The 26,074-nt window shown below is 62.2% G+C and carries 30 protein-coding genes and 2 pseudogenes; 13 read left to right on the forward strand and 19 right to left on the reverse strand.

What is annotated here, in order from left to right:
• Window positions 1–47 precede the first annotated feature (47 nt).
• From EV281_RS05450 to EV281_RS05460, 3 genes are all read right to left on the reverse strand, one after another.
• Window positions 48–2,042 carry an ABC transporter ATP-binding protein/permease gene (locus EV281_RS05450; RefSeq protein ID WP_132651877.1) on the reverse strand — a complete coding sequence of 665 codons (1,995 nt, stop codon included), beginning with the start codon at window positions 2,040–2,042 and terminating at the stop codon, window positions 48–50.
• Window positions 2,043–2,148: 106 nt separating this feature from the next.
• Window positions 2,149–3,057 (reverse strand): sigma-70 family RNA polymerase sigma factor, encoded by a 909-nt coding sequence (locus EV281_RS05455; RefSeq protein ID WP_132651878.1) that lies wholly within the window; start codon window positions 3,055–3,057, stop codon window positions 2,149–2,151.
• On the reverse strand, window positions 3,054–3,797 hold the full coding sequence (locus EV281_RS05460) for an SDR family NAD(P)-dependent oxidoreductase (protein WP_132651879.1): 744 nt from the start codon (window positions 3,795–3,797) through the stop codon (window positions 3,054–3,056). The genes EV281_RS05455 and EV281_RS05460 overlap by 4 nt, the downstream gene beginning before the upstream one ends.
• 256 nt (window positions 3,798–4,053) lie before the next feature.
• Here EV281_RS05460 and EV281_RS05465 point away from each other — a divergent pair, with 256 nt between their 5' ends.
• Window positions 4,054–4,404 (forward strand): DUF2200 domain-containing protein, encoded by a 351-nt coding sequence (locus tag EV281_RS05465; RefSeq protein ID WP_132651880.1) that lies wholly within the window; start codon window positions 4,054–4,056, stop codon window positions 4,402–4,404.
• A 21-nt stretch (window positions 4,405–4,425) separates the two neighbouring features.
• On the opposite strand, the gene EV281_RS05470 is transcribed toward EV281_RS05465, so the two are convergent.
• The gene (locus EV281_RS05470; protein WP_132651881.1) at window positions 4,426–5,391 is read right to left on the reverse strand and encodes a LysR family transcriptional regulator; all 966 of its coding nucleotides are present in this window, start codon (window positions 5,389–5,391) and stop codon (window positions 4,426–4,428) included.
• A 99-nt stretch (window positions 5,392–5,490) separates the two neighbouring features.
• Here EV281_RS05470 and EV281_RS05475 point away from each other — a divergent pair, with 99 nt between their 5' ends.
• A complete protein-coding gene (locus EV281_RS05475; protein ID WP_132651882.1) occupies window positions 5,491–6,015 on the forward strand; it encodes a DUF4440 domain-containing protein in 525 nt (174 codons plus the stop codon).
• A gap of 142 nt (window positions 6,016–6,157) precedes the next feature.
• Here EV281_RS05475 and EV281_RS05480 read toward each other — a convergent pair whose 3' ends face one another.
• The 4 genes from EV281_RS05480 to EV281_RS05495 all read right to left on the reverse strand — a co-directional run bounded on the left by EV281_RS05480 (window position 6,158) and on the right by EV281_RS05495 (window position 8,957).
• Window positions 6,158–6,688, reverse strand: coding sequence for an AAA family ATPase (locus EV281_RS05480; protein WP_132651883.1), 531 nt, complete (start codon window positions 6,686–6,688; stop codon window positions 6,158–6,160).
• A gap of 34 nt (window positions 6,689–6,722) precedes the next feature.
• Complete coding sequence (locus tag EV281_RS05485; protein WP_132651884.1) at window positions 6,723–7,127, reverse strand: type II toxin-antitoxin system VapC family toxin; 405 nt, start codon at window positions 7,125–7,127, stop codon at window positions 6,723–6,725.
• Complete coding sequence (locus EV281_RS05490) at window positions 7,124–7,357, reverse strand: AbrB/MazE/SpoVT family DNA-binding domain-containing protein (RefSeq protein WP_132651885.1); 234 nt, start codon at window positions 7,355–7,357, stop codon at window positions 7,124–7,126. The genes EV281_RS05485 and EV281_RS05490 overlap by 4 nt, the downstream gene beginning before the upstream one ends.
• Window positions 7,358–7,457: 100 nt before the next feature.
• Window positions 7,458–8,957, reverse strand: coding sequence for a PLP-dependent aminotransferase family protein (locus EV281_RS05495; protein ID WP_165911840.1), 1,500 nt, complete (start codon window positions 8,955–8,957; stop codon window positions 7,458–7,460).
• Between the two features lie 171 nt (window positions 8,958–9,128).
• Between EV281_RS05495 and EV281_RS05500 the strand changes: the two genes are divergently transcribed.
• Together EV281_RS05500 and EV281_RS05505 are read left to right on the forward strand one after the other, a co-directional pair.
• The gene (locus EV281_RS05500; protein ID WP_132651887.1) at window positions 9,129–9,749 is read left to right on the forward strand and encodes a C39 family peptidase; all 621 of its coding nucleotides are present in this window, start codon (window positions 9,129–9,131) and stop codon (window positions 9,747–9,749) included.
• A gap of 16 nt (window positions 9,750–9,765) precedes the next feature.
• Window positions 9,766–10,833 carry a D-alanine--D-alanine ligase family protein gene (locus EV281_RS05505; RefSeq protein WP_132651888.1) on the forward strand — a complete coding sequence of 356 codons (1,068 nt, stop codon included), beginning with the start codon at window positions 9,766–9,768 and terminating at the stop codon, window positions 10,831–10,833.
• A 46-nt stretch (window positions 10,834–10,879) separates the two neighbouring features.
• Here EV281_RS05505 and EV281_RS05510 read toward each other — a convergent pair whose 3' ends face one another.
• Complete coding sequence (locus EV281_RS05510) at window positions 10,880–11,593, reverse strand: DJ-1/PfpI family protein (protein WP_132651889.1); 714 nt, start codon at window positions 11,591–11,593, stop codon at window positions 10,880–10,882.
• Between the two features lie 359 nt (window positions 11,594–11,952).
• Between EV281_RS05510 and EV281_RS05515 the strand changes: the two are divergent.
• Window positions 11,953–12,155, forward strand: a pseudogene (locus tag EV281_RS05515) (DUF1214 domain-containing protein); the annotation flags it as partial.
• A 12-nt stretch (window positions 12,156–12,167) separates the two neighbouring features.
• Window positions 12,168–13,199, forward strand: a complete 1,032-nt coding sequence (locus tag EV281_RS05520) for a DUF1214 domain-containing protein (protein ID WP_132651890.1) — start codon at window positions 12,168–12,170, stop codon at window positions 13,197–13,199.
• 82 nt (window positions 13,200–13,281) lie between these two features.
• Here the strand turns inward: EV281_RS05520 and EV281_RS05525 are convergent, their stop codons facing one another.
• Window positions 13,282–13,491, reverse strand: coding sequence for a hypothetical protein (locus tag EV281_RS05525; RefSeq protein WP_132651891.1), 210 nt, complete (start codon window positions 13,489–13,491; stop codon window positions 13,282–13,284).
• Between the two features lie 255 nt (window positions 13,492–13,746).
• On the opposite strand from EV281_RS05525, the gene EV281_RS05530 reads away from it, so the two are divergent.
• Window positions 13,747–14,130: a VOC family protein gene (locus EV281_RS05530; RefSeq protein WP_132651892.1), complete on the forward strand. Its 384-nt coding sequence runs from the start codon at window positions 13,747–13,749 to the stop codon at window positions 14,128–14,130.
• Between the two features lie 218 nt (window positions 14,131–14,348).
• Here EV281_RS05530 and EV281_RS05540 read toward each other — a convergent pair whose 3' ends face one another.
• Complete coding sequence (locus EV281_RS05540; protein ID WP_132651893.1) at window positions 14,349–16,166, reverse strand: HAMP domain-containing methyl-accepting chemotaxis protein; 1,818 nt, start codon at window positions 16,164–16,166, stop codon at window positions 14,349–14,351.
• Window positions 16,167–16,489: 323 nt separating this feature from the next.
• A complete protein-coding gene (locus EV281_RS05545) occupies window positions 16,490–16,834 on the reverse strand; it encodes a helix-turn-helix domain-containing protein (protein ID WP_132651894.1) in 345 nt (114 codons plus the stop codon).
• 107 nt (window positions 16,835–16,941) lie between these two features.
• On the opposite strand from EV281_RS05545, the gene EV281_RS05550 reads away from it, so the two are divergent.
• Window positions 16,942–17,688, forward strand: a complete 747-nt coding sequence (locus tag EV281_RS05550) for a glucose 1-dehydrogenase (protein WP_132651895.1) — start codon at window positions 16,942–16,944, stop codon at window positions 17,686–17,688.
• Between the two features lie 59 nt (window positions 17,689–17,747).
• On the opposite strand, the gene EV281_RS05555 is transcribed toward EV281_RS05550, so the two are convergent.
• The 3 genes from EV281_RS05555 to EV281_RS05565 form a co-directional block, all read right to left on the reverse strand.
• Window positions 17,748–18,236, reverse strand: coding sequence for an SRPBCC family protein (locus EV281_RS05555; protein WP_132651896.1), 489 nt, complete (start codon window positions 18,234–18,236; stop codon window positions 17,748–17,750).
• Window positions 18,226–18,579 (reverse strand): metalloregulator ArsR/SmtB family transcription factor, encoded by a 354-nt coding sequence (locus EV281_RS05560; RefSeq protein WP_132651897.1) that lies wholly within the window; start codon window positions 18,577–18,579, stop codon window positions 18,226–18,228. The genes EV281_RS05555 and EV281_RS05560 overlap by 11 nt, the downstream gene beginning before the upstream one ends.
• 236 nt (window positions 18,580–18,815) lie before the next feature.
• Entirely contained in the window at window positions 18,816–19,265 is a 450-nt protein-coding gene (locus EV281_RS05565; protein WP_132652021.1) for a DUF4168 domain-containing protein, read from the reverse strand.
• Window positions 19,266–19,691: 426 nt separating this feature from the next.
• Between EV281_RS05565 and EV281_RS05570 the strand changes: the two are divergent.
• The 3 genes and pseudogenes from EV281_RS05570 to EV281_RS05575 form a co-directional block, all read left to right on the forward strand.
• Window positions 19,692–20,117, forward strand: a pseudogene (locus EV281_RS05570) (alpha/beta fold hydrolase); the annotation flags it as partial.
• Window positions 20,118–20,649: 532 nt separating this feature from the next.
• Complete coding sequence (locus tag EV281_RS31990) at window positions 20,650–20,802, forward strand: hypothetical protein (protein WP_281026255.1); 153 nt, start codon at window positions 20,650–20,652, stop codon at window positions 20,800–20,802.
• Complete coding sequence (locus EV281_RS05575; RefSeq protein ID WP_281026253.1) at window positions 20,736–21,005, forward strand: nuclear transport factor 2 family protein; 270 nt, start codon at window positions 20,736–20,738, stop codon at window positions 21,003–21,005. Before EV281_RS31990 ends, EV281_RS05575 begins: the two co-directional genes overlap by 67 nt.
• A 115-nt stretch (window positions 21,006–21,120) precedes the next feature.
• On the opposite strand, the gene EV281_RS05580 is transcribed toward EV281_RS05575, so the two are convergent.
• Complete coding sequence (locus tag EV281_RS05580; protein ID WP_132651899.1) at window positions 21,121–22,092, reverse strand: quinone oxidoreductase; 972 nt, start codon at window positions 22,090–22,092, stop codon at window positions 21,121–21,123.
• A gap of 82 nt (window positions 22,093–22,174) precedes the next feature.
• Here EV281_RS05580 and EV281_RS05585 point away from each other — a divergent pair, with 82 nt between their 5' ends.
• Window positions 22,175–23,029, forward strand: a complete 855-nt coding sequence (locus tag EV281_RS05585) for a LysR family transcriptional regulator (RefSeq protein WP_184326958.1) — start codon at window positions 22,175–22,177, stop codon at window positions 23,027–23,029.
• A 39-nt stretch (window positions 23,030–23,068) separates the two neighbouring features.
• On the opposite strand, the gene EV281_RS05590 is transcribed toward EV281_RS05585, so the two are convergent.
• Together EV281_RS05590 and EV281_RS05595 are read right to left on the reverse strand one after the other, a co-directional pair.
• Window positions 23,069–23,566, reverse strand: coding sequence for a YqhA family protein (locus tag EV281_RS05590; RefSeq protein WP_132651901.1), 498 nt, complete (start codon window positions 23,564–23,566; stop codon window positions 23,069–23,071).
• Between the two features lie 639 nt (window positions 23,567–24,205).
• Window positions 24,206–24,505 carry an MliC family protein gene (locus EV281_RS05595; protein WP_245508232.1) on the reverse strand — a complete coding sequence of 100 codons (300 nt, stop codon included), beginning with the start codon at window positions 24,503–24,505 and terminating at the stop codon, window positions 24,206–24,208.
• A gap of 440 nt (window positions 24,506–24,945) precedes the next feature.
• Between EV281_RS05595 and EV281_RS05600 the strand changes: the two genes are divergently transcribed.
• Window positions 24,946–25,146 carry a hypothetical protein gene (locus EV281_RS05600; RefSeq protein WP_132651903.1) on the forward strand — a complete coding sequence of 67 codons (201 nt, stop codon included), beginning with the start codon at window positions 24,946–24,948 and terminating at the stop codon, window positions 25,144–25,146.
• Window positions 25,147–25,221: 75 nt separating this feature from the next.
• Here the strand turns inward: EV281_RS05600 and EV281_RS05605 are convergent, their stop codons facing one another.
• Entirely contained in the window at window positions 25,222–26,049 is an 828-nt protein-coding gene (locus EV281_RS05605) for an alpha/beta hydrolase (protein ID WP_245508220.1), read from the reverse strand.
• Window positions 26,050–26,074 lie beyond the last annotated feature (25 nt).

Consider the following 26,074-nt stretch of genomic DNA (forward strand, 5'->3'; position numbering starts at 1 on the left):
AGCAACCTGCTTCGAAGGTTGCGTGTAAAGGTCCCACCGGGCGCTCTTCAGGTTTTCTTCCGCGCCGCCGCCTTGTTCGAACGTCTGCTGTTCGTCGGCCGCGAATCCAGGAGGCGCGATAGCATGTTCCCTTTCCTCCTGCGCGGAATGAGATCGATGTCGCTCACAAGCTTTGCGCCCCCCTCGCGCCGCTCCAGGGTGATCTTGCGGCTATGGTAAGCTTCGAGCTCGGCGCGGTGCGCGACGCTGACGATCGTGACCTTGGGCAATTCCTCGATCACCATCTCCATCATCCTGTCCTGGCTCTTCTCATCGAGCGCCGAGGTGGCCTCGTCGAGCACGATGATATCGGGCTGGTGCAGGAGCAGGCGCGCAAAGGCAAGCCGCTGCTTTTCGCCGCCCGACAGGATCTGGTCCCAGGGCGCCTCTTCCTCGAGCTTCTCCTGGAGATAATCGAGCCCGACCTTCTTGAGGGCGGCCTTGATCTCATCCGACGGCCAGCCGTCCGCGGCATTGGGATAGGCGACGGCACGCCGCAGCGTGCCCGAGGGTATGTAGGGCCGCTGCGGCAGCATGAACAATCGTCTGCCGGGGTGGAAATCGACGCTGCCGTGGCCCCAGGGCCAGAGACCTGAAATGGCGCGCACCAGCGTGCTCTTGCCCGAGCCGGATTCTCCGGCCACGAGCACCCGCTCGCCCGCATCGATCTCGACCTGCGTTTCCTTGACGACGGCCGTACCGTCATCCAGCGACACTGAGAGATCGTTGAGGCTCAGCATCGCCTCGCTCTTCGTTTCACCATGCTGGATGCGCCCCAGAGCATCGCTCTGTTCGGCGCGCTCCAGCCCGTCGAGCGACATCATAAGCGAGGCGACGCGCCGTGCGCAGGCATTCCAGTCGGCAAGGCGCGGATAGTTATCGACCAGCCATCCGAAGGCAGTCTGAACGATGGCGAAGGCCGACGCCGCCTGCATCACCTCCCCCAGAGTCATGTTGCCTGCCAGGAATTTCGGCGCGCAGAGCAGCACCGGCACGACAGGGGCAAACAGCATCGACCCGTGGGATACGAAGGTCGTGCGCATATACTGGTGCGCGAGCAGCGCCCATTGCCTCAGCACATTGCCGAAGGTCTTGTCGAGGTCGCTGCGCTCCTCCTCTTCGCCGCCGAGCAACGCGATGCTCTCGCCGTTTTCGCGCACATGCGTCAGCGTATAGCGAAACTCGGCTTCTACCTGGTTCTTGACCTCCGAAACCTGCACGAAATGCCGGCCGATGACGGCGATCGTGGTCGATGTGATGACGGCGTAGAGCACCGCGGTGACAACGAGGAAACCGGGAATGGTGATGGTCATCTCGCCGATCGGCAGGCTGAGCGCCCCGCCGATCGTCCACAGCACGACGATAAAGGTCGAGGCCGACACGAAGGCCGAGATGACGCCGGCGACGAAATCGACGGGCGATTCCGTGGCGATCCGCATATCCTCCGAAATACGCGCCTCGGGGTTCTTGTGGTCGCCGCCGATGAGGTTCAGCTGGTAGTAACGCCCGTTTGCCAGCCAGCGGGCGATCAGCGCCGTCGTCAGCCACTTGCGCCAGCGCCGCTGGATCATCATGCGGACATAGACCTGCGTGGTGACGAGCGCCACACTGCCGAGCACGAGCGGCGGGAAGACCGCAGTCAGATAATAGACGACGCCGGCATCATGCCGCTCTATCGCGTCGAAAATCTTGCGGTTCCAGATATTGATCCCGTACTGGAAGCCGACATTGGCGCCGATGAGAATGAGGAGCCCGATGGTGCAGGGCCAGGCAAAACCATCGCCGCGGCGCGACCAATAACCCCGCGCGCTGATCCAGAAACGCTTCAGCAAATATTTCTTGCGTACCCGCTCCGCCTCCTCAGGCGTCAGGGCCGGATCGGGTTCGGCAACCTCTGGCGGCGGCGCGACCTGACCAGTCGATGCCTTCCCCTGGCGCCTCTCCTCGGCACCACCGGCTCTGGCGCCGTCGACCGATTTCGGACGGATTTTAGCGTCGGTCATGCCACCGAAAACGGATCAGAAATCGAAAGGTTTCACGATCGCGGCAAGCTTGGTCCTTGGCGGAAGGAGCGGAGATCGAAGCTGAATGCTTCCTGATCAATGCCTGTCACCGTGGCGCGGCCGGCGCGACATCAGCACCATCAATGACATAGGTCGCGTAACGATGGTCGCGGATCAGGCTGATCTTCTGCCCCCGCCATTCGAGCAGCATGAAATAGGAAGGAGCGCCCAACGGCTCGGTCGATACCAGCAATATTTCTCGGCCTTCCAGCCAGGCAGGTTCCAGCCTGACCGGCGGATATTCGGCATAATAAGTGAAAAATCTGCCGACATCGGCAGCACCCGAGATTTCCGGTCGCCGCGCCTGACGAAGCCGGACGTCATCGGCAAGCAGGCTGCGCAAGGCGTCCCAGTCCCGGGCGTTGAAGAGAGCTGCGAAATTCAGGACCTCGGGAGTGGGCGACGGCGCAACCTCGGACCGCACGTCGGAGATGGTGCGCAATCGCGCCCGGCCGCGCGCAAGATGCGCCTTGACGGCGTCGACGCTCAGCTCCAGCAGCGCTGCAATATCGGCAAGCGACTCTCCCAGTACATCCTTGAGGATGACGGCGCTGCGCTGCGGCACCGGCAATTCCGCAAAATGGCTGAGCGCAAGCCGCACCGTATCCTGCCGGATCAGCGCGTCCTCCGGCCCGACGGCGCTGGCATCGGCCAGATCGAAGGCCGCCTCGATGGGCTCCGACCGGCGCGTACTGCGCTGGCGCAGGGCATCGATGGCTCTGTTATGCACGATGCGAAACAGCCAGGGTCTGAGCGGCGTGCCAGCCGGGATCGAGCCAACTGTCGCAAACACCCTGGCAAAGGCATCCTGAATCACGTCCTCGCCGTCGATCACCGACCCCACGAGACGAGCGGCATAGCGATGCAGTTCGGGGCGAAGCGCATCCGCTTCGCCCGCCAGGGCTGCGAGCAGATTTTTCCTCTCTTCAGCTTCGAGAGCAGCGTCTTGCGTCATTCGATGACCGTCACACCCGTATCTCCGCGCACGGCATAGACCATGGCCTCGGCGAGATCAGTCTTGCCGATCAGGTCGGCGACTGTATCGCCAAAAGCCCGCGGCGTCATGTCCGGCCATGTGGCGGCCTGTTCGGCATATGTCCGGCCCGCGGCCGCGGCATAGGCGGTAATGCCAGTATCGCCCACACCGGTTCCGGCAAACATCTGCCGGGGAACGATGACCCGGAACCGCAGCCCCAGGCCGAGTTTCTGCGACAAGGCCTCGGCATATTTCGCGATGAACCACTGCGCCCGCTTGGCGCCCGCATAACCTCCCGATAGCAGCGACCCCTGCACGGCTGCGCCGCTGGAGACGAGGACGACAATTCCACCCGGCGTCATCGGCAATGTCAGGGCAGCCTGCACCCAGTGCAGCGCGGCCTTGACGTCCACATTCCAGTTGGTCGTGAACGCCTCCCAACCGATCCGGTCGATCCGTTCCATCGGCGGTTCGGCACCGGCATTCATGATGACGATATCGGGTCGCGTCTGATCCATGATCCGCCATGCGGCGTCGGCATCCGTTGCATCGGCCGATATGGCGGTGACAGCCGTTTGCTCGCCCGCTTCCTGCACGGCATCAGCGTTTCGGGCAACCACGGTGACGTCGGCCGCGCGCGCCACAAAGGCCTCGACCAGCCCCTTCCCCAGGCCGCGGCTGCCGCCGACAACAACGATACGCTTTCCTTCCAGATCCATCTCTCAGTCCTCATTCGCATCGGTTTCGACCGCTCGACGACGGCCGCAACTACGACGTTCCAGCGAGGTGAAAAGAGTCACGGCATCTGCGATTTTCAGAGGCGAGTCTAAAAGTCTTCGGCGGGTGACATTTGACGATGGCGGCCATTGCTGCCGGATTGTGCAAAGATCGCGGCCGATCGGCCCGCGGAGGATGACATGACACAGTTCTCGGCTATTCTCCGCCGGGAAATATCCGCAACGTCAGGGAGGCGGCATGGCGAAGCATCGTATCTATTCGATCAGCCTGGCAAGCGTTTACCCGCACTATATCGCCAAGGCCGAGAAGAAGGGGCGCAGCAAGGCGGAGGTCGACGAGATCATTTGCTGGCTGACGGGCCACAGCCCTGAGAGCCTGGACGATCAGCTGACGCAGAAAACCAGCCTTGAGGATTTCTTTGCGCAGGCACCGGCGATGAACCCTTCCCGGTCGCTGATAACGGGCGTCGTCTGCGGCGTGCGCGTCGAAGAGATCGAGGAGCCGACCATGCGGGAGATCCGCTATCTGGACAAGCTGATCGACGAACTCGCCAAGGGAAAGGCGATGGAGAAAATCCTGCGAGCGTAGCGGGGTGGGCAAAAGGCCGGATCAAGCGGAGCCCGCAGAACGCGCGACATCGCATGCGGACAAAAGCATCTGGAACAGCCAGCTCAGGCCGGCATCCATCATCGCGGCGCGCGGGGCAACGGCATTCAACCGGAAACGCGGCAGCGGCAAAGGCGCATCCACCGTCACCAGGCCGAAGCGCGAGGCGTAAAGTGCGGCGAAACGACGGGGGACAGCGACGAGCATGTCGCTCTCGCCGGCGATGGCGAGCGCGAACATGAAGTTCGGCACTGTCAGCGCAATCCGCCTGCTCAAGCCCATCTGTTCAAGCGCCGTGTCGACGAAGCCGTGCGGATCACCACCAAGCGAAACGACGAGGTGGTGCATCCCGATATAGCGATCAAGTGTCGCCTCCCGCGCGAAGGGGTGGCCGGCGCGCATGGCAATGACGAAATCTTCTTCGTAAAGCGTCAGGCTGTGAAAGCGCGCCGGAATGTCGTCGGCGGGCACCACGGCAATATCCATGGCGCGGGTTTCCAGATCGGCAAACGCACCGCGCCAGGCCCGCGCAGGCGCGCTTTCGCCCTGCTCCGGCAGCAGCTGGCGCATGCTGATCTCGACCTGCGGCGCCGACTTTTTCAGTCCGGCAAGCAGCGAAGACAGGAAAACCGCGGAAACGCCATCCGGCGCCCCGAGCGTGAACCGGCGGCGCGACCTTGCCGGATCGAAGGGGTCGGCGGTCGCAATCACGCTTCGCACCCGGGCGAGGATATCGGCGACAGGCATAGCGAGCTCCATCGCACGCGCCGTCGCCACCACGCCTTTGGGCGTTCTCACGAAAAGCGGATCGTTGAGCATTCGCCGCAGGCGTCCGAGTCCGTGGCTGACGGCCGACGGCGAGATGTTCAGCCGGTCGGCAGCGCGGCCGACATGGCCCTCCTCAATGACGGCTTCGAAAAGCACGAGAAGATTGAGATCGGCACGAGAGAGATCAGTTTCGTTCAGCATATCGCTGAAATCATATCATTGGCTTCATCATCGGAAAACTGGCATTTCCTGGACATTCAGGCTGCGAAGCCGCAACCCAGACACTTGAGAGGAAATGCCATGTCACCTTCAAGACGATCCGTTCTTGTTGCCGGTACGGCCGGCCTCGTTTCCCTTGCAAAAACCGCGCAAAGCGGCGGGGCGGATGCGGCGGCAGCCGATCTCGTCCGGATATCGGAAAAGGCCAATGCCGCGCTGATGCGCGGCGATGTCGATACCTATCGGGCGCTGGTGCCGCGCACGCAGGATTTCACGCTGATGTCGCCCTTCGGCGGCACCCCGTCCCGCGAGGCCGGCTTCACCGAAAAGACCTGGGATGGCATGCGGCAGTTCTTCAAGAACGGCACGCTGACCCAGGAAGTCGTCGAGACCTATGCCAGCGCCGACATGGTCGTACTCGCCGTCATCGAGCGCGCCCGTGTGGAAGTCGGTGGCCTGCCCGCGCAGGACTGGGCGCTGCGTGTCACGCTCGTCTACCGGCGCGAGGGCGAAGAGTGGCGGCTCGCCCATCGCCACGCCGATCCACTCGGCCATGCCATCACGCTGGAGCAATCGGCGGCGCTGGGGCGTGGCGCTGCATCCTGATGGATGCTTTGCACCGGGAGCGGCCATGAGATCATCTGCTGGCTGACGGTGCATGGCCGGGAGGCTGGCAGCCTGCCCTGATACGTCGATTGCGTGATCTTCAAGGATCTCGCAAACGGCAAAGGCTGCTGCTGACGGCCTCCTAGCCGACCGCTCCGCATCTCCAAAGGACATCGTCGACGACAGCGGCTAGCGGCCGTGTGGCGTCAATGCTCGTCGCGTTTGCGGGAATATCTTCCCTCGTCGCATGGAGGCGCAGCACCAGGGCCAGCTCGGCCGGTTTGCCGCCAAACTCGTCGTCAGCCCTGCCGGCAAGCCGCCCCTTCAGCGTCTCCAAATCGATCTCCAGAACGAAAACCGCATCGAACAGATCGATGAAGTGACGGAAATTCCGCGAACCGCCGCAGAAGAAGGTGATCGGATGGCTGCGGTCGGCACAGGCCGACCTGACCCTGCCGACATTCCAGATATGATGCCTGTGCCTGAAATTGACATCCTGACCATTCTGCCGAAGCGCGGCCTCGTCCAGCCGCTCACCCGTCAGCGGATCGCCCTGATAGGCCAGTTCGCGGTCGCCATGAATGACGTGATAGCCGCGCCGCTGCAATTCCGTGGCGACCGAGGTCTTGCCCGTGCCGGAAACCCCTTCGATCAAATAATTCCTGATGCCCATGTCGCTCCCGTCGGATGCACCGCACAGTCTTCAGTCATCGAGCTGGTGATATCAACTCGATGGTCGGGAAGTAGGAGCGATACCGGCCGACATCGCGCGTCAGGACCGGCAGCGTCTGAACCGCGGCATGCGCGCCGATCAGAAAATCCGGCAGAACACCGGTACGGGACCCTCCGGCGCGGCGATACTGCGTAAATGCTTTTCCTGCCAGAAATAGCGCAGCCCTCGGAAAGGGCGCCAGGATCAGCTCCGCTTCATCGATGAACCCGTCGAGTTCCTCAATGCGTTCATAGCGGACGGCGAGCTCCGCATAGATGATATCGTTGATGAGCAATGGTCCCGTGAGACTGGCCGCTTCGAGTTGGGCTATCGACCAGTCGGCCCAGACCGGGTCGTTCGTTACGAGGTCGAGCAAGACATTGGTATCGATGAGCGTCACGCATCACCACGGGTGAGCGCCATGATCGCATCCGTGGTGAGGCCCTTTCCGGCATGTCCCCGAAGCTGCTCAAAGCGGCTGGCTGGCTTTTTCTCGTCAGCCCGCGTCAGCACCACGCTGCCATCTGCAGCCCGATGAAAATCGACCTTGCTTCCAGGCGCGATGCCCAAGAACTCGCGAACCGCTTTCGGGATCGTCACCTGCCCCTTTGCCGTCACCGTTGTCGTCATGATCGCAATCCTGTAATACCGATCTGCAATCAGGTATTACCTTTTGTCCGAGGTTTCAAGCTCGGGTCGTCGAAGGGCCATCTGCAGGAGTCGCCCGGCTCTACCCGCCAACAAATTCCCCACCCTCGAATACCTCCGCAAGCACCCGCGTCCCCATATCCGCCTCGGCCTCCGAGAGCCCGGAAAACCCGAGCAACAGCCGAGAGCGATCGGTGGAAACCACGTTCATCCGCGACAGCGGCATCACCACCACGCCCTTCCTCAGCGCTGCGGCGGAAACGGCGGTATCGTCGTTCCAGCCGCCCCGGCTGCGAACCGTCAGATTGATGCCCTGATCCGGCAGCACCACCTCCATATGGTCGCTGAGGCGTTCCATCAGATAGCCGGCCAGCATGTTGCGCGAGGCCCGAAGCCTTTCCCTTAGCCGCCGCAGATGCGCCGGAAAATAGCCCTCTTCCAGAAAATCGGCGATGACGCGCTGCTGGAAGCTCGGCGGGCAGCGGTCGACGGCCGGGCGCACGGCGCGGAAGGCGGGCACGAGATCGGCGGGCACCACGAGATAACCGATGCGCAGGCTCGGCAACAGCGCCTTGCTGAACGTGCCGGTGTAGAGAACGCGGCTCGCCTTATCCAGCCCATGCAGCGAGGCGATCGGATGGCCATGGTAGCGGAATTCGCTGTCGTAGTCGTCCTCGATGATCCAGCAATTGTTTTCCTCGGCATAGGAAAGCAGCCCGAGCCGGCGCGGGAGCGACAGCACGGAACCAACAGGATACTGGTTGGAGGGCGTGACGTAGAAGGCAGCCGGCGGCGCGATCTTGCCATCGAGCAGCTTGGCAATATCGATCCCATCGCGATCGACCGGAAGGCCGATCACCTCGATACCGTTCAGGGCAAGGCACTGCCGGGCCGGCGGATAGCACGGGTCCTCGACGACGGCTCTGTCGCCCGGCGTCATCAGTACGCGAAAGGCAAGGTCGAGCGCCTGCTGCGTTCCCGCCGTGATGAAGATCTGGTCGGACGCGCAGCGCACCCCGCGCGAGACGGCGAGATGGGCGCTGATCGCGGCCCTGAGCCGCAAGTCGCCCTGGATATCGCCATAACCTTCGAAGGCATAGTTCATGTGGCGGATGGCGATGCGGTTCAAAAGCCTGGCCGTCCGCTCGTCATGGGCGATGCGGCCGGTGACGAACGGCAGGGTCTTCTGCGGCTCGAGGCTAGGTCCGCGCGTGAGGATCGCAGTGGCGGCGGCCGACACGCCGCGGCGGACGGGCGGCACACCTTTCCCGTTGATGTCACTGACGCGGGACACGCCTTCGGGGATCGCCGAGGCGATATAGGTGCCCGAGCCATGCCGGGCGACCGCAAAACCCTCGGACATCAGGATCTCATAGGCCTCTGCGATGACGCCGCGTGAAATGCCCCATTCCGTTGCGGCAAGCCGTGTCGAGAGCAGCCGCTGCCCGCTCGAAAGCCGCCCTTCCGCTACGGCATTCCGTAGCGAGAGGTAAAGCTGTCGCGGCAACGGTGCCGATGATGCCGGATCGATCTCGGGCCGGAATGCTGCCGATGGCCCCTCGCGTCTTCTCATAGAAGTCATCAGCTCTCCCGCAGCCATTCCAGCGATTCATTCGCGTGTTTCGTCTCACTGTACGCGATCCAAGTGGCCCACAGAATCACGGTCAAGTGGCTCTGTCAAATGGATCATAATCGAATCTAATGTGAGCCACTTTCTAACAGGATTCGCATTGCATTGCCTGACGGAGGCGACATGGATCATCGAGCGCTCGACGTGCCCTATTTCAGCCAGTGGGAAACGCCCGAGATGACGCTGCCGGTGCTGGCGGAGGGGGCAGTCGCCCTGCACCGCGACGTCAACTGGAAGAATTCCGGCGCCGAGACGGTCGAGGAATATGCGCGCTGGGCGGTGAATATCTGCGGCATGGCCTGCCTGAAGATGATCCTGGCCGCCCGCGGCGAGGCACATCCGATCATCTCGCTGGCGCGCGCCTGCACCAGCTATGGCGGCTATGTCGTCAACGAGGCCGATGCCTCGATCAAGGGGCTGATCTATGCGCCCTTCGTCACCTTCGTGCGCGAGCGCTTCGGCCTTGCCGCCGATGTGCGTACCGGGCTTTCGACAGAAGCCATACCCGGAATCCTCGCGACCCATCGCTTCTTCATGGCCTCGGTCAGCAGCGCGATCCGCTGGCCGGAGCGCGAGCCGCCCGGTAAGGGCGGCCATCTGGTGCTGGTAACTGCCGCCGATGAGGAGAGCGTACGCTTCCACAATCCCTCCGGCCATGAGCGCGCCACCCAGGCCGATGTCATCCTGCCGCTTGCCACGTTCGACCGCTTCTTCGCCAACCGAGGCATCGCGGTCAACTTCTGAAAATAGGAGAACTCCAATGAGCCCTTCCCAGACCAGGCTGCGCATCGCCGTGCTTTTCGGCGGCCGCTCCAGCGAGCACGACGTTTCCATCATGTCGGCCACCAACGTCATGCGCGCCCTCGATCCGGAGCGGTACGATGCCCTGCCCGTCTTCGTCACGAAGGATGGACGCTGGCTGCAAAGCCGCTTTGCCGATGGCGAACTCGACACCCCCTCCTCCGGCACCGAACTCTGCCTCGTGCCCGGCGGGCACGGTCGCTTGCTGGCGATCGCGCCGGATGGAAAGGCGACCGAAGGGGGCAAGGTCGATATCGTCTTTCCGGTCCTGCATGGCCTGCATGGCGAGGATGGCGCGGTTCAGGGGCTTTGCCAGGTGGCGCGCGTGCCGCTTGCCGGCTGCGGCATCCTCGGCTCGGCAACGGCTCTGGACAAGGATATCGCCAAGCAGCTCCTGAAGGCTGCCGGCCTGCCGGTGGCCCGCTCGGTCACGCTCGATCAGGAGACACTCCCGGCGCTCGAAACGCTGGAAGCCGCGCTCGGCCTGCCGCTCTTCATCAAGCCCGCCCGCCAGGGCTCCTCCGTCGGCGTGCGAAAAGTCTCCGGCAGCCAGGAGTTCGCGCCTGCCCTCGCCGAGGGCTTCAGCCATGACCGCAAGCTGCTCGCGGAAGAATTCATCGCCGGCCGCGAGATCGAATGCAGCGTGCTGGAGGATGTCAGCGGCGGCCTTTTCGTCTCCCGCCCCGGCGAGATCGCGCCCGCCGAAAGCCACGGCTTCTACAGCTACACCGCCAAATATCTCGATGAGAACGGCGCCGCCCTTAAGGTGCCCGCCGAGCTTCCCGCCGAAGTCGAAAGCAAGATCCGCGACATGGCCGCCCGCGCCTTCCGCGCGCTCGGCTGCGACGGCATGGCCCGTGTCGATTTCTTCCTGACGGAAGACATGCGCTTCGTCGTCAACGAGGTGAACACCATTCCGGGCTTCACCGATATCAGCATGTATTCCAAGGCGATGGCCGCAAGCGGTGTGGCCTATGCCGAGGTCATCGACAGGCTGGTGGAGCATGGGCTGGCCAGAGGAGCGTGAAAACCGTCCTTCCCCCTTCTCCGCATCGAAGGGGAAGCAGACCCATTCACCCCAAAGCCAGCATCTCCAGCGCCGCCCGCATCCCGCCATGGGCCGCGCCATTGCGCTGCAACATCAGCGCCCTCGCCGCCTCGCCCGCCTTGTCGGGATCGCCGCCATCGAAGGGTGGCGCGGGATCATATTCGATACCGAGCTGGATTGCCTGGGCGACATCGACGCCGGCAAGTTCGGCGATGATGGTAAAGGCGAAATCGATGCCGGCGGTTACCCCGCCGGAGGTGATGACATTGCCGTCGCGCACGGTGCGCGCCTTCTCATATGTCGCGCCGACAAGCGGCAGCAGATCGGTATAGGCCCAATGCGTCGTCGCCCGCCGCCCCCTGAGCAGGCCGGCCGCCCCGAGCAGGAGGGCCCCGGTGCACACGGATGTCGCATATTGCGCCTGTCGCCCCTGATGGCCGATGAAATCCACTGTCTCGGCATCGCCAAGCGCATCGACGACACCGGCGCCGCCAGGAACGCAGATCAGGTCGAGCGCCGGGCAGGTCTCGAAACTCTGCCCCGGAAGGAAGCTCAAACCCCGATCGCTTGCCACCGGCTGCAGGCTTTTGGCGATGACATGGATTTTGACATCCGGAAAGCGCGATGGAGCCGAAAGCGACGGCGGCGTTGAAAGTCGGCTCAGCACCTCGTACGGCCCGGTGAAATCGAGCTGGGTGATGCCTGGAAAGATCACGAAACCAAGGTTGAAATCAGCCATGCCACTCCCCCAGAAATGATGCATGTGATTGCCTGGCGATCATCGCATTTGCGGCCGGTGGCTGCAATGGTGAGCTGCTGCGGGCGGCCCTGCGCGATCCAGTTCTCGAGCATAAGCTCGAGGGGTATCAGAGGAGGTCACCAGAAGTGTCGAGGATCTGGGAAGCGCGCGGTCTGCGCGCTACCGATCCGATTTACGTCAGCATTTACCGTTGCGTACTTCCGCCGGCGGTTTCAGCCGTGACACCTTTTCGGCCTTGGAGCTCTGGGCTGGAGGTGATGCATGTTGCGCCTGGTATTCGCGTCGACGATCGGCCTGCTGTCGGCGACTGCGGCTGCCGCGCTTCTGAAGGTGCCGGTCGCGCCAGCCGCGCCTCCAACGCAGCCGAGGTCAAGAAAAATGCCGACGGATCGGTGGACATCTATTTCGGACCGAAGGCATGGAAACGAACTGGGTGCCGACCATTCCCGGCCGCCGGTTCGAGCTTATGTTCCGCCTTTATGCACCGACCCAGCGCCTCTTCGACAAGGCTTGGATGCTGGCGGATGTCGAACCGTTGTGAGGAGATCAGATTATGACCGCGAAGAAGACAATTCTCACCACTGCGTCGGTGGCTCTGCTCCTCATGTCGGGCGCAGCATCCGGCTCTGACGCCATCAAGGTCACGCCGGATAATTTCGCGCGCGCCGAAACCGACATGTACATGACGGTCTCGGCCGGGGAAGCCGGGCTCGGAAAGCTTTTCCATTACCGAGAGCCTTTCGACGTGAAACACCAGACGGTCATCCGCGGCAATCGCGATACGCTCTATTCCAGCGCCGTCTTCGATCTGGATGCCGGGCCGGTGACGATCACGATGCCGGATGCCGGCAAACGCTTCATGTCGCTGATGGTCATCAACGAGGATCACTATGTTATCGATGTCTTCCACGGCGCCGGCAGCCACACGCTGACCAAGGATGGCATCGGCACGCGCTATGTCTTCGTCGGGGTTCGCACGTTGATCGATCCGACCAAAGCAGGCGATGCCGACGAGGTGCACAGGCTGCAGGATGCGATCAAGGTCGATCAGCCCGACGGGCCGGGTACGCTGGACATGCCCGTCTGGGACAAGACGAGCCAGGATACCGTGCGTAATGCGCTGCTGGCGCTCAATGCGACCATGGGAAGTTTCAACAAGGCCTTCGGCAGGAAGGGCGAGGTCGACCCCGTTCACCACCTGATCGGCACGGCCGCAGGCTGGGGCGGCAATCCGGACAGCGAAGCCACCTATCTGAGCGTCACGCCGCAGCGGAACGACGGCAAGACGGTCTACAAGCTGCATGTTCCCGGCGACGTGCCGGTGGACGGCTTCTGGTCGATCAGCCGCTATGACGCGTCAGGCTATTTCGTCGAGAACCCGTTCAACGCCTATTCGGTCAACAATATCACCGCCGACAAGGGCAAGGACGACTCCGTCGACATCCAGTTCGGCGGCTGCGACGGCAAGATTGCGAACTGCCTGCCGATCGAGGCCGGCTGGAACTACACCGTTCGCCTTTACCGGCCGCACCAGAACATTCTGGACGGAAGCTGGACATTCCCCGCGCCGCAGCCGGTGGATTGAACGGCAGCGATGCCGCCGCATCCAAGCGGCAGCGACACGGGCGGAGTCGTTACGCACCCCGGCACCGCCCTGCACTCGCCCTCTACTTCCACGCCGGCTCGTTTTTCTTCTCATAGTCGCCAAACGCCTTCTGCAGTCCGCCCAGCACTTCGGCTGCGGTCTCGAACATGGCCTTCAGTTGCGGCTCGTCGACCATCTCGATGTCTGACCGCAAATGGTCCATCATGTCCTGGAGGCGCATCTGCATTTTCTGCGTATGGTGACGCGGATCACTATCGGTTTCACTGACCATCGGTATTCTCCTCATGGTTCGTGTTTCGATAACCGCCAATCCGTATGGCGATTGCAGGCCGAACTCCTCACCTCCAATCGCGGTTCCCGATAAGAAAAGAGGCATATCACCGCGCCACCGGACGCGGCTGAAGACGTTGCCGGCGCAAGCAATTCATGAATAAGCAGTCGAGCAGCGGCATTGCTCACCTGCCGAGGTCTTTGCAGCAGCCACTGCCACCCTACCTTACCTGCCTAATCCGGAGGAGGAATTGTTATGGCTACTGTCAGCGTCCGCTATATCGTCGAAGACGTCGATGCAGCGATTGCCTTCTATACGCAGTCGCTCGGTTTCACTCTCACCATGCATCCGGCGCCGAGCTTCGCCATGCTCACCAGAGGGGATCTTCGCCTGCTGGTGAACGCAACGACTGGGCCAGGCGGCGCGTCCCAGCCCATGCCGGACGGACGCCGGCCCGAGCCCGGCGGATGGAACCGCATCCAGCTGGAGGTCGATGATATCGAAGCCGAGGTCGCACGCCTGCGCACGTCAGGCGCCAGATTTCGCAACGACATCGTGGCCGGAATTGGCGGCAAGCAGGTTCTCGTCGAGGACCCCTCAGGCAATGCCATCGAATTGTTCGAACCGCCCAAGAAGTAGCCGAAGCAATTCCAGCAAAAGTGCATAGCGGTTTTGCGTCCGGAATTGCGTCAAACAAGAGAGCAATTCCAGCAAAAGTGCATAGCGGTTTTTGCGCCGGGAATTGCGTCAAACAAGAAAGCAATTCCAGCAAAAGTGCATAGCGGTTTTTGCGTCCGGAATTGCGTCAAACAAGAGAGCAATTCCAGCAAAAGTGCGTAGCGGTTTTTACGTCCGGCTCAGGCGGCACGGCTTGCGGTAACGCCAGGACGCACCGCGGCGATCCGGAAGCGCGAAACAATCTCCTCCAGCGCCAGGACCTGCTCGTTGAGCCCTTTGCAGGCCGAACTGGTTTCTGTCGCCATGGCGGAATTACGCTGGGTCACTTCGTCCATCGCGTGAATAGAGCCGTTGATTTCGCCGATCGCCGAGGACTGCGCGTTCAAGGACGTGACCACCGCGTCGATCAGGCGCCCGACATGCTGCACCCCGGTTTCGATGTCCGAGAGCGCTTCGCCGGTGCGATTGACGAGCGCCACGCCCGCGCCGACCTGATCCGAAGATGTCGAGACCAGAACCTTGATCTCCTTGGCGGCATTGGCCGAGCGGGAGGCAAGTTCGCGCACTTCCTGCGCCACGACGGCAAAACCCTTGCCGGCCTCGCCCGCCCGAGCCGCCTCGACACCGGCATTGAGCGCCAGAAGGTTGGTCTGGAAGGCGATGTCGTCGATGACGTTGATGATCGAGCCGATCTGGTCCGACGACCCCTCGATCCGCTGCATCGCCGCGATGGCTTCGCGCATCAGCTCGGCGCATTGCAGCGCGGCCTTGCTGGTCTCGCCCGTCATCCGGCTTGCCTCGGCCGATTGTGACGAGGAATTGCCGACGGCCGACGTGATTTCAGTCAGTGCGGCCGATGTTTCTTCGATGGTCGCCGCCTGCTGCTCGGTCCGCTTCGCCAGCGCTTCCATGGCGCCGGCGATATCCTGTGACGAATGGCGCAGCGTGCTGGTGGCGCCGGAAACGGCGTCGATCGAGCTGGACAACGTGTCGACGCTGGAATTGAAGGCGGCGCGGAGCTCCTCGTAGGCGGATGGGAACCTGGTATCGATGCGAAAACCGAGATTGCCGCGCGACAGTTCATCGAGCCCCTGGGTGAGTGACTGGATCACCGCGTCACGCGCGGCTTCTTCGGAAGCGCGCTCGGAGGCCAGCTGGCGTTCCCTAGCAATTTCTGCTTCCTTGGCCCCCGCCTCGCGCAGGTGCGCTTCGCGGCGTTCGAGCGAATTGGTGCGGAAGACGACGACGGCCTGCGCCATCTGGCCAATCTCGTCGCTGCGCTCGGCAAAGGGCACGTCCTCGGAAAAGTCGCCATTGGCAAGGCCGCTCATATAGCGCTTCATGCCATCGATCGGCAGGATGGCGCGGCGGCGGAAGAAATAGAGGCCGCCAAGCAGCAGCAGGAAGGAAGCGAGCGCCGCCGCTGCGGCAGCCGAGGTCCATGTCATGATCTCATCGGCAGCATTCTTCTCCTGCCCCTTGAGATAGGTATCGGAATTGACCACGAGCTTTTCGACCGCATCCTGATGTTCGTGGAAAGCGGTCCTCAGCTTCACCATCGATCCGCTCGCGGCGCCATCCTTCCTGGCCTTGAGCGCCGGGATGACATCCTCCTCCATCACCTTCCAGAAGATGTCGCCCTTGGCCAGCACATCCTTGTCGAGTTCGTCCTTGAGCGACTGCGGCAGGCGGGTCGTCCGCCAATAGGCGCGGCGATCGTCATAGGCCGCCTTCAGCGTCGCGATCTTGGCAAGGTTGGCATCGATCAGATCGGGAAAGTCGTTGGCCTCATGCGACAGCATATAGGATTCGACCACGAAGAGCGGCGGCGGGAGAATATCGGCAATCAGGTCCTTGCCATAGACGATCTGCTCGTAGATCGGTCCGTTGACCTTGAGCCGTTCGAGCGCGGCCTGCTGCAGCCCGAAGGAAGCGAACATGCCGACGGAAACGGCAATGCCCACGACGGCGAGATTTCTGGCAATGGTGAGCTTCATTATCGATCCCCGAGATGCGGCAAGTCGCCGTTTGCGCGCTCGATGCACCTCCCGAGCGAACACCTCCGCGGACTTTAATATTGTATGGTAAATAAATGCTCTATAACCCGCCTTTATCTTTAGCACCGGGAGTACCAAAAATATTATTCGTCAGTTCCGGAGCAGATACAGGCGCTCTTTCTTCGATCAAGGCAAATCATACTTGATGCGCCCGCGAAAGCGGGCCGGAGACGGAACTCGCCCGCGCCGTGCTCAATGAGCTTGCGCTCGAGATTGCCTGGGTCGATGAGCATGGGAAGGCGCCGGTGAGAGGTCCCGGCCGGTCAGTCCGCGTCCGACTGGTCCGGCGACCGTCCGTAAGCATTCAGGATGGCCGCGATCAGACCGGGGAAGCGGCTATCCACTTCCTGGCAACGCGAATGGTTGCGCATCTCCACGCCGTGACGCTCGCCCCTGATTAGCCCGGCCTCACGCAGCACCTTCATATGCTGCGACAGCGACGACTTGGGAATGACACGCCCGCCGAGATTGGAAAGCGCGGCGCATGTGCCGCTGGAACCGAGGCCCGCGATCTGCGCGAAGATCGCCACGCGCTCCGGATCGGAGAGCGCATAGAGGATCGCCTCTGGCTTCAAATCTTCGACGGCTGGGTGAAAGAGCGGTCTCATGAATTTTTATATAGGGCTACTTGATATCTCGATCAACAGTTCCGAATTTCTGAACTACGGAACAAAGCCGCTACTCCCGGCGGCACTCCGAGTCGAAAGGAACTGATATGTCTAAGCTTGCTGGAAAAGTCGCTCTCGTGACGGGAGCCTCCAAGGGCATCGGCGCTGCCATTGCCAAGGCGCTCGCCACCGAAGGTGCAAAAGTGGTGGTCAACTACGCTTCGAGCAGGGCCGGCGCGGACGCCGTCGTCGAAGCGATCACCGCCGCCGGCGGCAAGGCGATTGCGGTCCAGAGCGATGTTTCGAAGGCGGATCAGGCGCAGGGCCTGGTCGACGCCGCGATCAGGGAATTCGGCCGTCTCGACGTGCTGGTCAACAATTCCGGCGTCTATGAATTCGCTGCGATCGGCGAGATCACCGAGGAACATTATCACCGCCAGTTCAACGTCAACGTTCTGGGCCTCCTGCTGACCACCCAGGCCGCCGTCAAGCATATTGGCGAGGGCGGCAGCGTCATCAACATTTCCTCCGTGGTGACCAGCCTCGCCCCGCCCGCCACCGCCGTCTATACCGGGACCAAGGGAGCGGTGGACGGCATCACCGGCGTGCTTGCCAAGGAGCTCGGTCCGCGCAAAATCCGCGTCAACGCCATCCTCCCTGGCATTGTCGAGACCGAAGGCGCGCACACGATAGGCGTCATCGGCTCCGATTTCGAGCGCACGGCCGTGGCTCAGACCCCGCTTGGGCGTATCGGCCAACCCGATGATATCGCCAAGATCGCAGTCTTCCTCGCTTCCGACGACGCCGGCTGGCTGACCGGCGAGCGAGTGACTGCCGCCGGCGGTTTCCACTGATTGCCGATTGATATCGTGCGTGCTCTTTCACTGGGCACGCACGCTGCCCCGGTTGCCCTTCACGCCCCAAGCGTAACGAGAAGCTCGTCCAGTTGCTCGAACTGCTCGGGCATCCCGCCCTCCGCACCGGAATTGGCGTCGAACGCTTCCTTCGAGGGATAGAGTTCGTGCAGCGTGAGCAGCGTCTTGCCGTCCTTTTCCTCGAAAGTGACAGTGGTGACGGCACCGTCTTCACTTTCCTCGTTGGTCCAGACGAGCCGCGCGTTCGGTATCACTTCGAGATACTTGCCGAAGAATGCCATGGAGTTCGACGCATCCTGTCCGAACTCGAGACGGTATGTGCCGCCGGTGCGAACATCCATGTCACAGGAAAGCAGGGGCACTCCTATCGACTTCGGTGCCCACCACCGCATGAACAGTTCGGGCGTCGTCCACGCCTTGAACACGATGCGCGCAGGAGCATTGAAGGTTCGTGTAACGACCAGCTCGCGCTCGGACTTGCGCTCCACGGTCGTGGGGTTCTTCATCGGGGCAGGCTTACTCTCCATCGTCCTTCTCCTTCCGTTTCAGTTCCTCGACAAGATTGTCCAGCGCGTCGAAGCGGGCGTCCCAGAGTTGGCGGTAGCGCTCGATCCAGGCCGCCTCCTCCTCCAGCCGGCGCAGGCCGAGCCTGCAGGTGCGCACGCGCCCAACCTTCTCAGTGGTGACGAACCCCGCCTGCTCCAAAATGCCGACATGCTTCTTCATGCCCGTCAGGGTCATGTGGAATTTTTCCGCAAGGTCCGTGATCGAAGCATCCGCGCGCCCGAGCTGCTCCAGAACACCGCGCCGGGTGGCGTCCGAGAGCGCGGCGAACGAGGCATCGAGACGGGCTGTCGAATACTGAACCATGTGGTTCAGTATATAAAGCTGAAATGAGCGATACGCAAGGGAACCGAACGCTGCCTTGTGACTTCGGCCGAACGCCCTTTCCCTTGGCGTCGGCCTCACACAGCCATTTTATCCAGCCGGGTTTGGGCTATTTCGGAGCATTCGGCCAATTCGAGGGAGCCGGGCCAGGATGGTCCTGACCCGGTGATCGAGCTGTAATCCTCTCCGATGTGAGGATTATGCAGAAGCGCGCAGCCTTATTGCTGCTGCTGCGCCGGCGGCGGGGTGCCGATCTTTTCCAGAACCTTCTTGGCGAGAGCCGGGTCGCTCTGTGCGGCTGTCAGGATCGAAGAGTATTCCTCGACAGAGATGCCGTTGGAGGCTTCGACGGTGTCGACCATCTGCTTCTTGGCTTCTTCCTGCAGCTTTTGCTTCGCAGCCTCGTCCTTCGTCGCGCTGATTTTGGCCGAATATTCCTGCCTGACCTTGTCGACCTGCTTATAGGCAACGGCAAAGGCCTCGATTTTCTGATCGCTGACAGGGGCGGCTGCACCATTGCCGCCAGTCTGCCCCTGCATCGGCGCCTGGCCCTGCGCCGGCGGCTGCTGTTGGGCCTGGGCCAAGTCCACGGCGAATGCCGGGCTGAGAGCAAATAGGCTGAAGACCGCAGCGGTCATCGTTGCGACGGGTGTGTAACGAGTGATCATAGTCATTCCTTTTCACGTGCATGATTTGATCGGCAGCAGGACCGCCTCGGTCGATCGCTCAACCACTGCAGGCTGGCGAGGTCGCAACGATGGACCGTCAAGAGGGCACGGTGCGGCGGTGGCGGGGCAATTTGCTGACGATTGAGCGGCAGCTTTGTGACCGCCGCCTGCGCAAGATGTCGAGGGCGGGCTTTCGAGCAGAGATGTACGGAGCGATAAGTTTCAGGGCGCGCGGATAAAGACTATCGCGTCCCATAGCTGTATTTAAACAGGCAAGGTCAATTCCCGAATGAGGGCGGAATAGACCAGAATACTGGCGGGGCAACGCCATATGCCTCATCGTCACAGCCCCAGCCACGGCACTCTATCGCGATCATCGCGAAATCAGCCCTTCATCATGAGCTCGCGGCCGATCTGTTTGGAGGCTGGGACCAACCGGATCTTTCCGACTGGATTGCGGCACTGGAAGAGGCCGTGCGTGCGGCGCGAACGCCACCCGTTCTCGTGGCTCATAGCCTAGCCTGCCTGCTCGTCGCACATTGGCATCAGGTTTCCGATCTTCCGGTAAAGGGGGCAATGCTGGTGGCCGTGCCGGACCCGGCCTCTCCGGCCTTTCCTTCACAGGCGTCAGGCTTTGCGGACGTGCCTCGGAAGCGATTTCGATTTCCGTCTCTCATCGTGGCAAGCATCGATGATCCCTATGGTTCGTTGCCCTATGTCGAGACACGGGCCGAGCAATGGGGAAGCGAGTTGAAGGTAATCGGCGCGGCTGGCCCCATCAACGGCCAAAGCGAACTGGGCGATTGGCCAGAAGGTCTGGCGCTATTGAGAAACTTCCTCAACCGTCTGTAGCCCGCGTTGCCGGCGAAAAGCCCCTCCCCAACCCCTCCCCACAGGTGGGAGGGGCTAACCCGGAGGCACCGCCTCGCACCTTCCGCGCCGTCGAATGTGGGGAAGCGGGCGCCGCAGGTTAAGCCCCTCCCCCTTGTGGGGAGGGTTGGGGAGGGTTTTTTTTATCGCCTCGGCGCCAAGATCCGTTGCGATGCCTCGGGGCTGACCGGCGCGATTCAGAGAATCAGAGGAGCGCAGCAGCGTTAGTGCGGCAGAAAGAACTTGCGAACTTTTCGGCGTCGCAGGCGTTCGGGTGTAGTCCGGTCGGGGAACCGCTTTGGGTTTAGAGCGCAAGAGCTGTCAGTGAAAACCCGACAATACCGAGGCTCGGAACTCTCATCAGCCCGCGAGACAGCCGCAGACCATTTCCGGCGCATGCGCAGTCGCTTCGTTTTCAACAAAGGAGAACGCAATGGCTTCAGCACAACAGGACGTCAGAGCGCTCTTGGACCATCGGACAGAGGCATGTCGGGCAAAGGACATCGATCGGCTCATGTCGCTTTATTCACCCGATATCGTCTACTTCGATGTCGTACCCCCTCTCCGCTTCATCGGAACCGATGCGGTCCGGGCAATTTCGTGCGGTGGTTCAAGGAATATGAAGGGCCAATCGGCCTGGAAACCCGCGAATTGGATATTGCGATGAACGGCGACGTTGCGTTCGCGCATATGCTCCACCTGGACAAAGGAAATGCCAATTTACCCGAGGAGCAGCGCGAGCGCGGGTTCTGGCTGCGTTCAACCGTCTGCTGCCAACGGTCCAACGACAAATGGCTGATCACACACGAACATATTTCCCTGCCTGTCGATTTCAGGAGCGGGAGTGTGCTGATGGGCCTTGTCCCCTGACGCTCTGGTATTGGGCGAGGCTCGGCCTGCACCCATGATCCGATACGGCGTCGCCTGAAGCCGCCCTTCCTAAAAGTCCGACTATCGATCGAGCATCTGCTCTCTCTGTCACCAATCACGGCACGAGCAATATGCTGCCGGCCGCCCGCCCCGACTCCATATCCTCATGCGCCTTCGCCACCTCCGCCAGCCTGTATTCCGCAGCAATCTCGCAAACGATACCCCTTTCCATGGCGCTGATGGCCGTCTCGGCAGCCTCGCGGTAGCGCCCGAGATCGGCGCACCAGGCCATGATGCTCGGATACGTGAGCGATTTGCCCGGCCGAAGCTCTTCCACGTCAACGGGCGGAATGGGTCCCGCGGCCTGGCCGATGCTGACGGCGGTGCCGAAGGGGCGCACGGCGCGGATGCTCTTCAACAGCATGTCGCCGCCGATCCCGTCATAAGCGACATCGACGCCCTTCCCGCCCGTTATCCGTTGCACTTCGGCGACGATATCGGCCTTTCGCCCGACGATCAGGTGATCGGCGCCATAGGAGGTGGCAAGATCAGCCTTTTCCGGCGAACTCACCGTGCCGATCACGGTGGCATTAAGCGATTTGGCCCAGCGCACGAGGATGCTGCCGAGCCCGCCCGCGGCCGCATGAATCAGCACGGTGCTGCCGTCGGCGACATTGGTCACCTTCTTCAGAAGCATATAGGCCGTCATACCCTTGAGCAGCGAACTTGCGGCCACCTTCGCGGAGACTCCATCGGGAAGCCGGATCACCCTGTCGGCCGCGACGATCCGGGTCGTGGAATAGGCGCCGGCCGGCGGCCCGCCATAAGCGACGCGGTCGCCAGGCTTGAAGCCGGAGACATCGGCGCCGACCTCTTCCACGACACCCGCCGCCTCCACGCCGATGACGGCGGGATAGGATGGCAGCGCGTAGAGACCCTTGCGGTGATAGACATCGAGGAAATTGGTACCGACGGCCTGATGGCGGATCTTGATCTCGTCCGCACCAGGGGATTGGCAGGGCTGATCCCGCAGCCGGAACTGGGAGACATCGCCGGGGGCATTCAGCAGGACGATCTTGTCGGTCATCTCGATTTCCTTTGTGGAAGCTTCTTGATGGGGAGAGACTAGCCCGCTGGTCCTATGTGTGAAAATTCCCTATAGTCGCACAATGGTTGGGAAAGAATTCACACAGATCGACTGGGACGATATCAGGCATTTCCTGGCGCTGGTACAGGCAGGCACCTTTCTCGGTGCGGCAAGACAGATCGGCGTCGAACACGCGACGGTCAGCCGGCGCATAACCGCACTTGAGAAAACCCTCGGGCGCAAGCTCGTCGACCGCCGCGGGCGGCGCGTCATCCTGACCGCTGATGGCGAAGAAGTGGCGAGACACGCAGCCTCCATCGCCCAGCAGACGGCTGTTATCGAGCAGCTTGGCCGCACGAGCGCCACCGACATGCGCGGCCATGTGCGGATCAGCGCCCCGCCAGCACTCTCGAGCGTGCTCCTTGCAGAACCCGTCACCGCGATCCGGCGGCAGCATCCGGGCATCGAGATCACGCTGGCGGGCGAAAAGCGGCTCGCCTCGCTGAACCGACGGGAGGCGGATATCGCCGTGCGGCTGTCGCGCCCCGACGATGGCGATTATGCCATCGCCAAGATCGGACAGATCGCCTTCCACCTCTATGCATCGAAGGCCTATCTCGACAGCGTGCCAGAGGCGCAATGGACCTTCATCGGCTATGACGAGGGCATGAACGCCTCGCCGCAGCAACTGCGCCTCTTCGAGCTCGCCGCCGGCCGGCCGATCGCTATCCGCTCCTCCGTTCTGGAGTTCCAGGCGGCCGCTGCAAGGCTCGGCGGCGGTGTCGTCATGCTGCCCGATTTCGCGGCGTCGGAGGGCCTGGAGCGTATCGAGGATGAAACGCCTCTGACGCGGGACGTGTGGCTGGTCGTCCATGCGGAGATCCGGGATGTGCCGGCCATCAGGGTGGTGATGGAGGCGCTGAAAGCCGCCTTTTGAGATGAGACAGTATGGAAGCACGCCTCGCCCCGGGGGAAGCTAGCCGGACTCATCGTGACCGGCGCGACCGGCATGGCCAGGCGCACTGGCGATCAATCTCATCGCCCCGGCCAATAGCAGGATCGAGACGGGCAGGACCAGCGCGTTCCACTGCAGCATCTCATCCGTCTCGGCGACGAGCGTGGCAAAATGCACCACCAGGTAAAGGATGATCATCTGGATGAAGAGATTTTTGAGTTCGGCGACGCTGTCGATGATCATCCAGTCAGGCAGCGCGGCGCGTTGCTCGGGCGACAGATCGACGAGGAAACCAAGGGTGATGGCGCAGCCGAAGATGACGAGGACGATGGCGAACAGCAGCTTGTCGGTCGCCCGCATGACGGCGGCAATGACGGCAAGGTCCGGATCGGTTCTCACATAGGCGAAGGCATCCCACAATGTCAGCAGGCCTTCCCAGAACATCAGGCCCGCGGCGGCGATGACGCCTATGGATGCAAGCGCCACGACGAAACGCAGCTTCAGCAGGATATTTATCATCGTCTCTCCGATCGGGCTCAAGGCTTCCGGATCAAGTCAAAACAGATTGAGGGTGCTGATTGCTTTCCGCACAAGGCTGATGCGACTTGCCGCAGAGGTCCCATTCGTTTTCCGAGTGGTAGCACAAATTGCACCCACAAGTTAGGGGAGACTACCACAGACCGTTCATCCAACGCTGTACCTCGTGCGCTTTCTGAGATTGCAGCCAGGAACGGCATCTCCTTTTGAAGGGCTGAAACGAGCTATCCACGCCAAATCAGCTGCGCCAAGCTCAACGATGTGCCGACATCGGGTGGTGCTAGAGGCACTGAAAGACGACTCTTGAAATGCAGCGATTTCGCAACAGGAACATCCTCACGTCCACCCGGCCTGCGTCGTGTCAACGCCCCTCCCCAACCCCTCCCCACAAGGGGGAGGGGCTTGATCTGCCGCCAGCGCTTTCCAAGCCTCCGACGTCTCAGGAGGGGGAAGGTCGTGCCGCGGCTAGTCCCTCCCCCTTGTGGGGAGGGGTTGGGGAGGGGTCTTTCCTCGACGCCGGAAGACCAATCCCACCACCCGGTTTGCCCATCGTCTCTGAGCGTATCTATTTCATTGCCGGCCCCGCAAATGCGCCCCCCGGCCATTCGGTCGAATGCCGGATTACTGCACGTGGCAGCTGGTCGACCGGCCCGGCGCTTCCAGCTGCGCATCGTTGCCCTTGATCCAGAACACCACCATGCCATCGGTATAACGCGCGCCTGAACCGGACATGCCCTGCGGCAGGCGGAAGCTCTGACCGTCCGTCGTGATCAGCGCCTCGTTGCTTGCGGACAGGAAGCTGGCGGTGACCCCCTTGCCGTCGTCACAGCGATAGATAATCCCCGTTTTGTCCTCAGCCCGGAGAGGGGCAAGCCCCATTAGCAGCGCCGCACCCGCCAATCCAAACACACCCGCCTTCATCCTGCTCACGCCTGTCTCCCTCTGTTGGAAAATGCCACGCTAACAGCCGATGAGATCAACGGCCTTGCCGATCTCCGCGGTGAGTCGAACCCTCATCCGCCCACGAACCTTCATCCGGCAGCATATCACGCGTTGCGCTCTGCGCGCAGCACCGGCAGCTGCGGTATGGCCCCGGCCAGAGCCATGGCGGGCTGCGACCCGGCTCGGCGCCTAGGGGCTGACGGTTGTTTTGCTGCGTGAGCGATAGCGAAAAATGGCACCTGATGTCGAATTCTCGCCCGCTCGCGCGTCTTCTTGACAGAGAGGTCAAGGAGAACAGCCATGACGATTTCCATTGCCGCCTTCGAACGCTCGCGGCCCTTGCCTTGCTTTCGTCACCACCCTGACATGTATTCTTTACAAATGACGCCTACCATAGGTTCGGACATGGAGGACCTGCTATGAATGAGATGACCGCATCGGACATGCTGAAGGATCCGCTGATCCGCCAGATGCTGCGCGCCGACAGGATCAGCCTTGCCTCTTTCGCCGCGCTCCTCGATTCCGCAAGCCGGCGTCAAGCCCGGCGCGACCCCGAAAGCGCTCCTGCACGACCCGCAGCTCCGCAGGCCTTTGACGGCGAGGCTCTCTCCGCCCTTTGACATCCTGACGCCCGACACAGGCAGGCACTCCCGGCCCGCCTCGCGGCGGGTCTTTTTTGCACCCTGCCTTTTGGCCTAAACGACTACATTGACAGACAGGACGCCCTCGCCTGTTTCGGCCGGCGCCCTGCCTGCGAGATCACCCAGCATCGTCAACGCCAGATCGCGCGAGACATGGTGCGGCATATGGCCGACACCATCGAGCAGTTCGATCTTTGCCGCGGGATGCCTCTCGCGGAGCCAGTCGAGATGCCAGCGGGGCTCGATGACCCGGTCTTCGCGTCCGAAGAGGATGGAGAGCGGCAGATCGGCCGGCAGGTTTTCAAGCGGCTCCATGTCGCCGTTGAAGGCCCAGAGCTCCTCGGCCATGGTGGCGACCGAGGCGGCATTGACCATATGCATGGCCGGCAGGGAAGAAAGCTCCGATGTCACCGGATTGGGACAGGAAGAGGCGCGCAGGCCGCGCTCGAGGAAATAGGACGACCAGCGGGCGATCACATGCTGGCGGATGACCGAGCCGACGAATGGCGCCATGGCACTGCGCAGCACGATGAACGGCTTGAAGGGAACCGGCCGGCAGCACGGCGAAATCAGCAACAGCCCTTTCACGAGATCCGGCCTGCGGACCGAAAGATGCAGCGCCGGCGCGCAGCCGATCGAATGGGCGGCGAGCACGACCTTTTCATGATCCAGCGCCTCCAGGAAGCGTTGGAGCCAGAAGGACTGGCCAAGCGGACCGCGCTCGCCGGCCGGCAATGACTGGCTAAAACCGTAACCCGGCCTGTCGGGCGCGATGATATTGAAGCCGCTCTCGGCAAACGGCATCATCACCTCCTCGGCGATACTGCCGCAGCCGTGCAGCAGCACGACGGGATTTCCATCTGCGCTTCCGCTTTCGAGCATATGGATCTGCTCGCGACCGGTTTCG

This window comes from Rhizobium sp. BK418, assembly GCF_004341105.1.
Classification (GTDB): domain Bacteria; phylum Pseudomonadota; class Alphaproteobacteria; order Rhizobiales; family Rhizobiaceae; genus Rhizobium.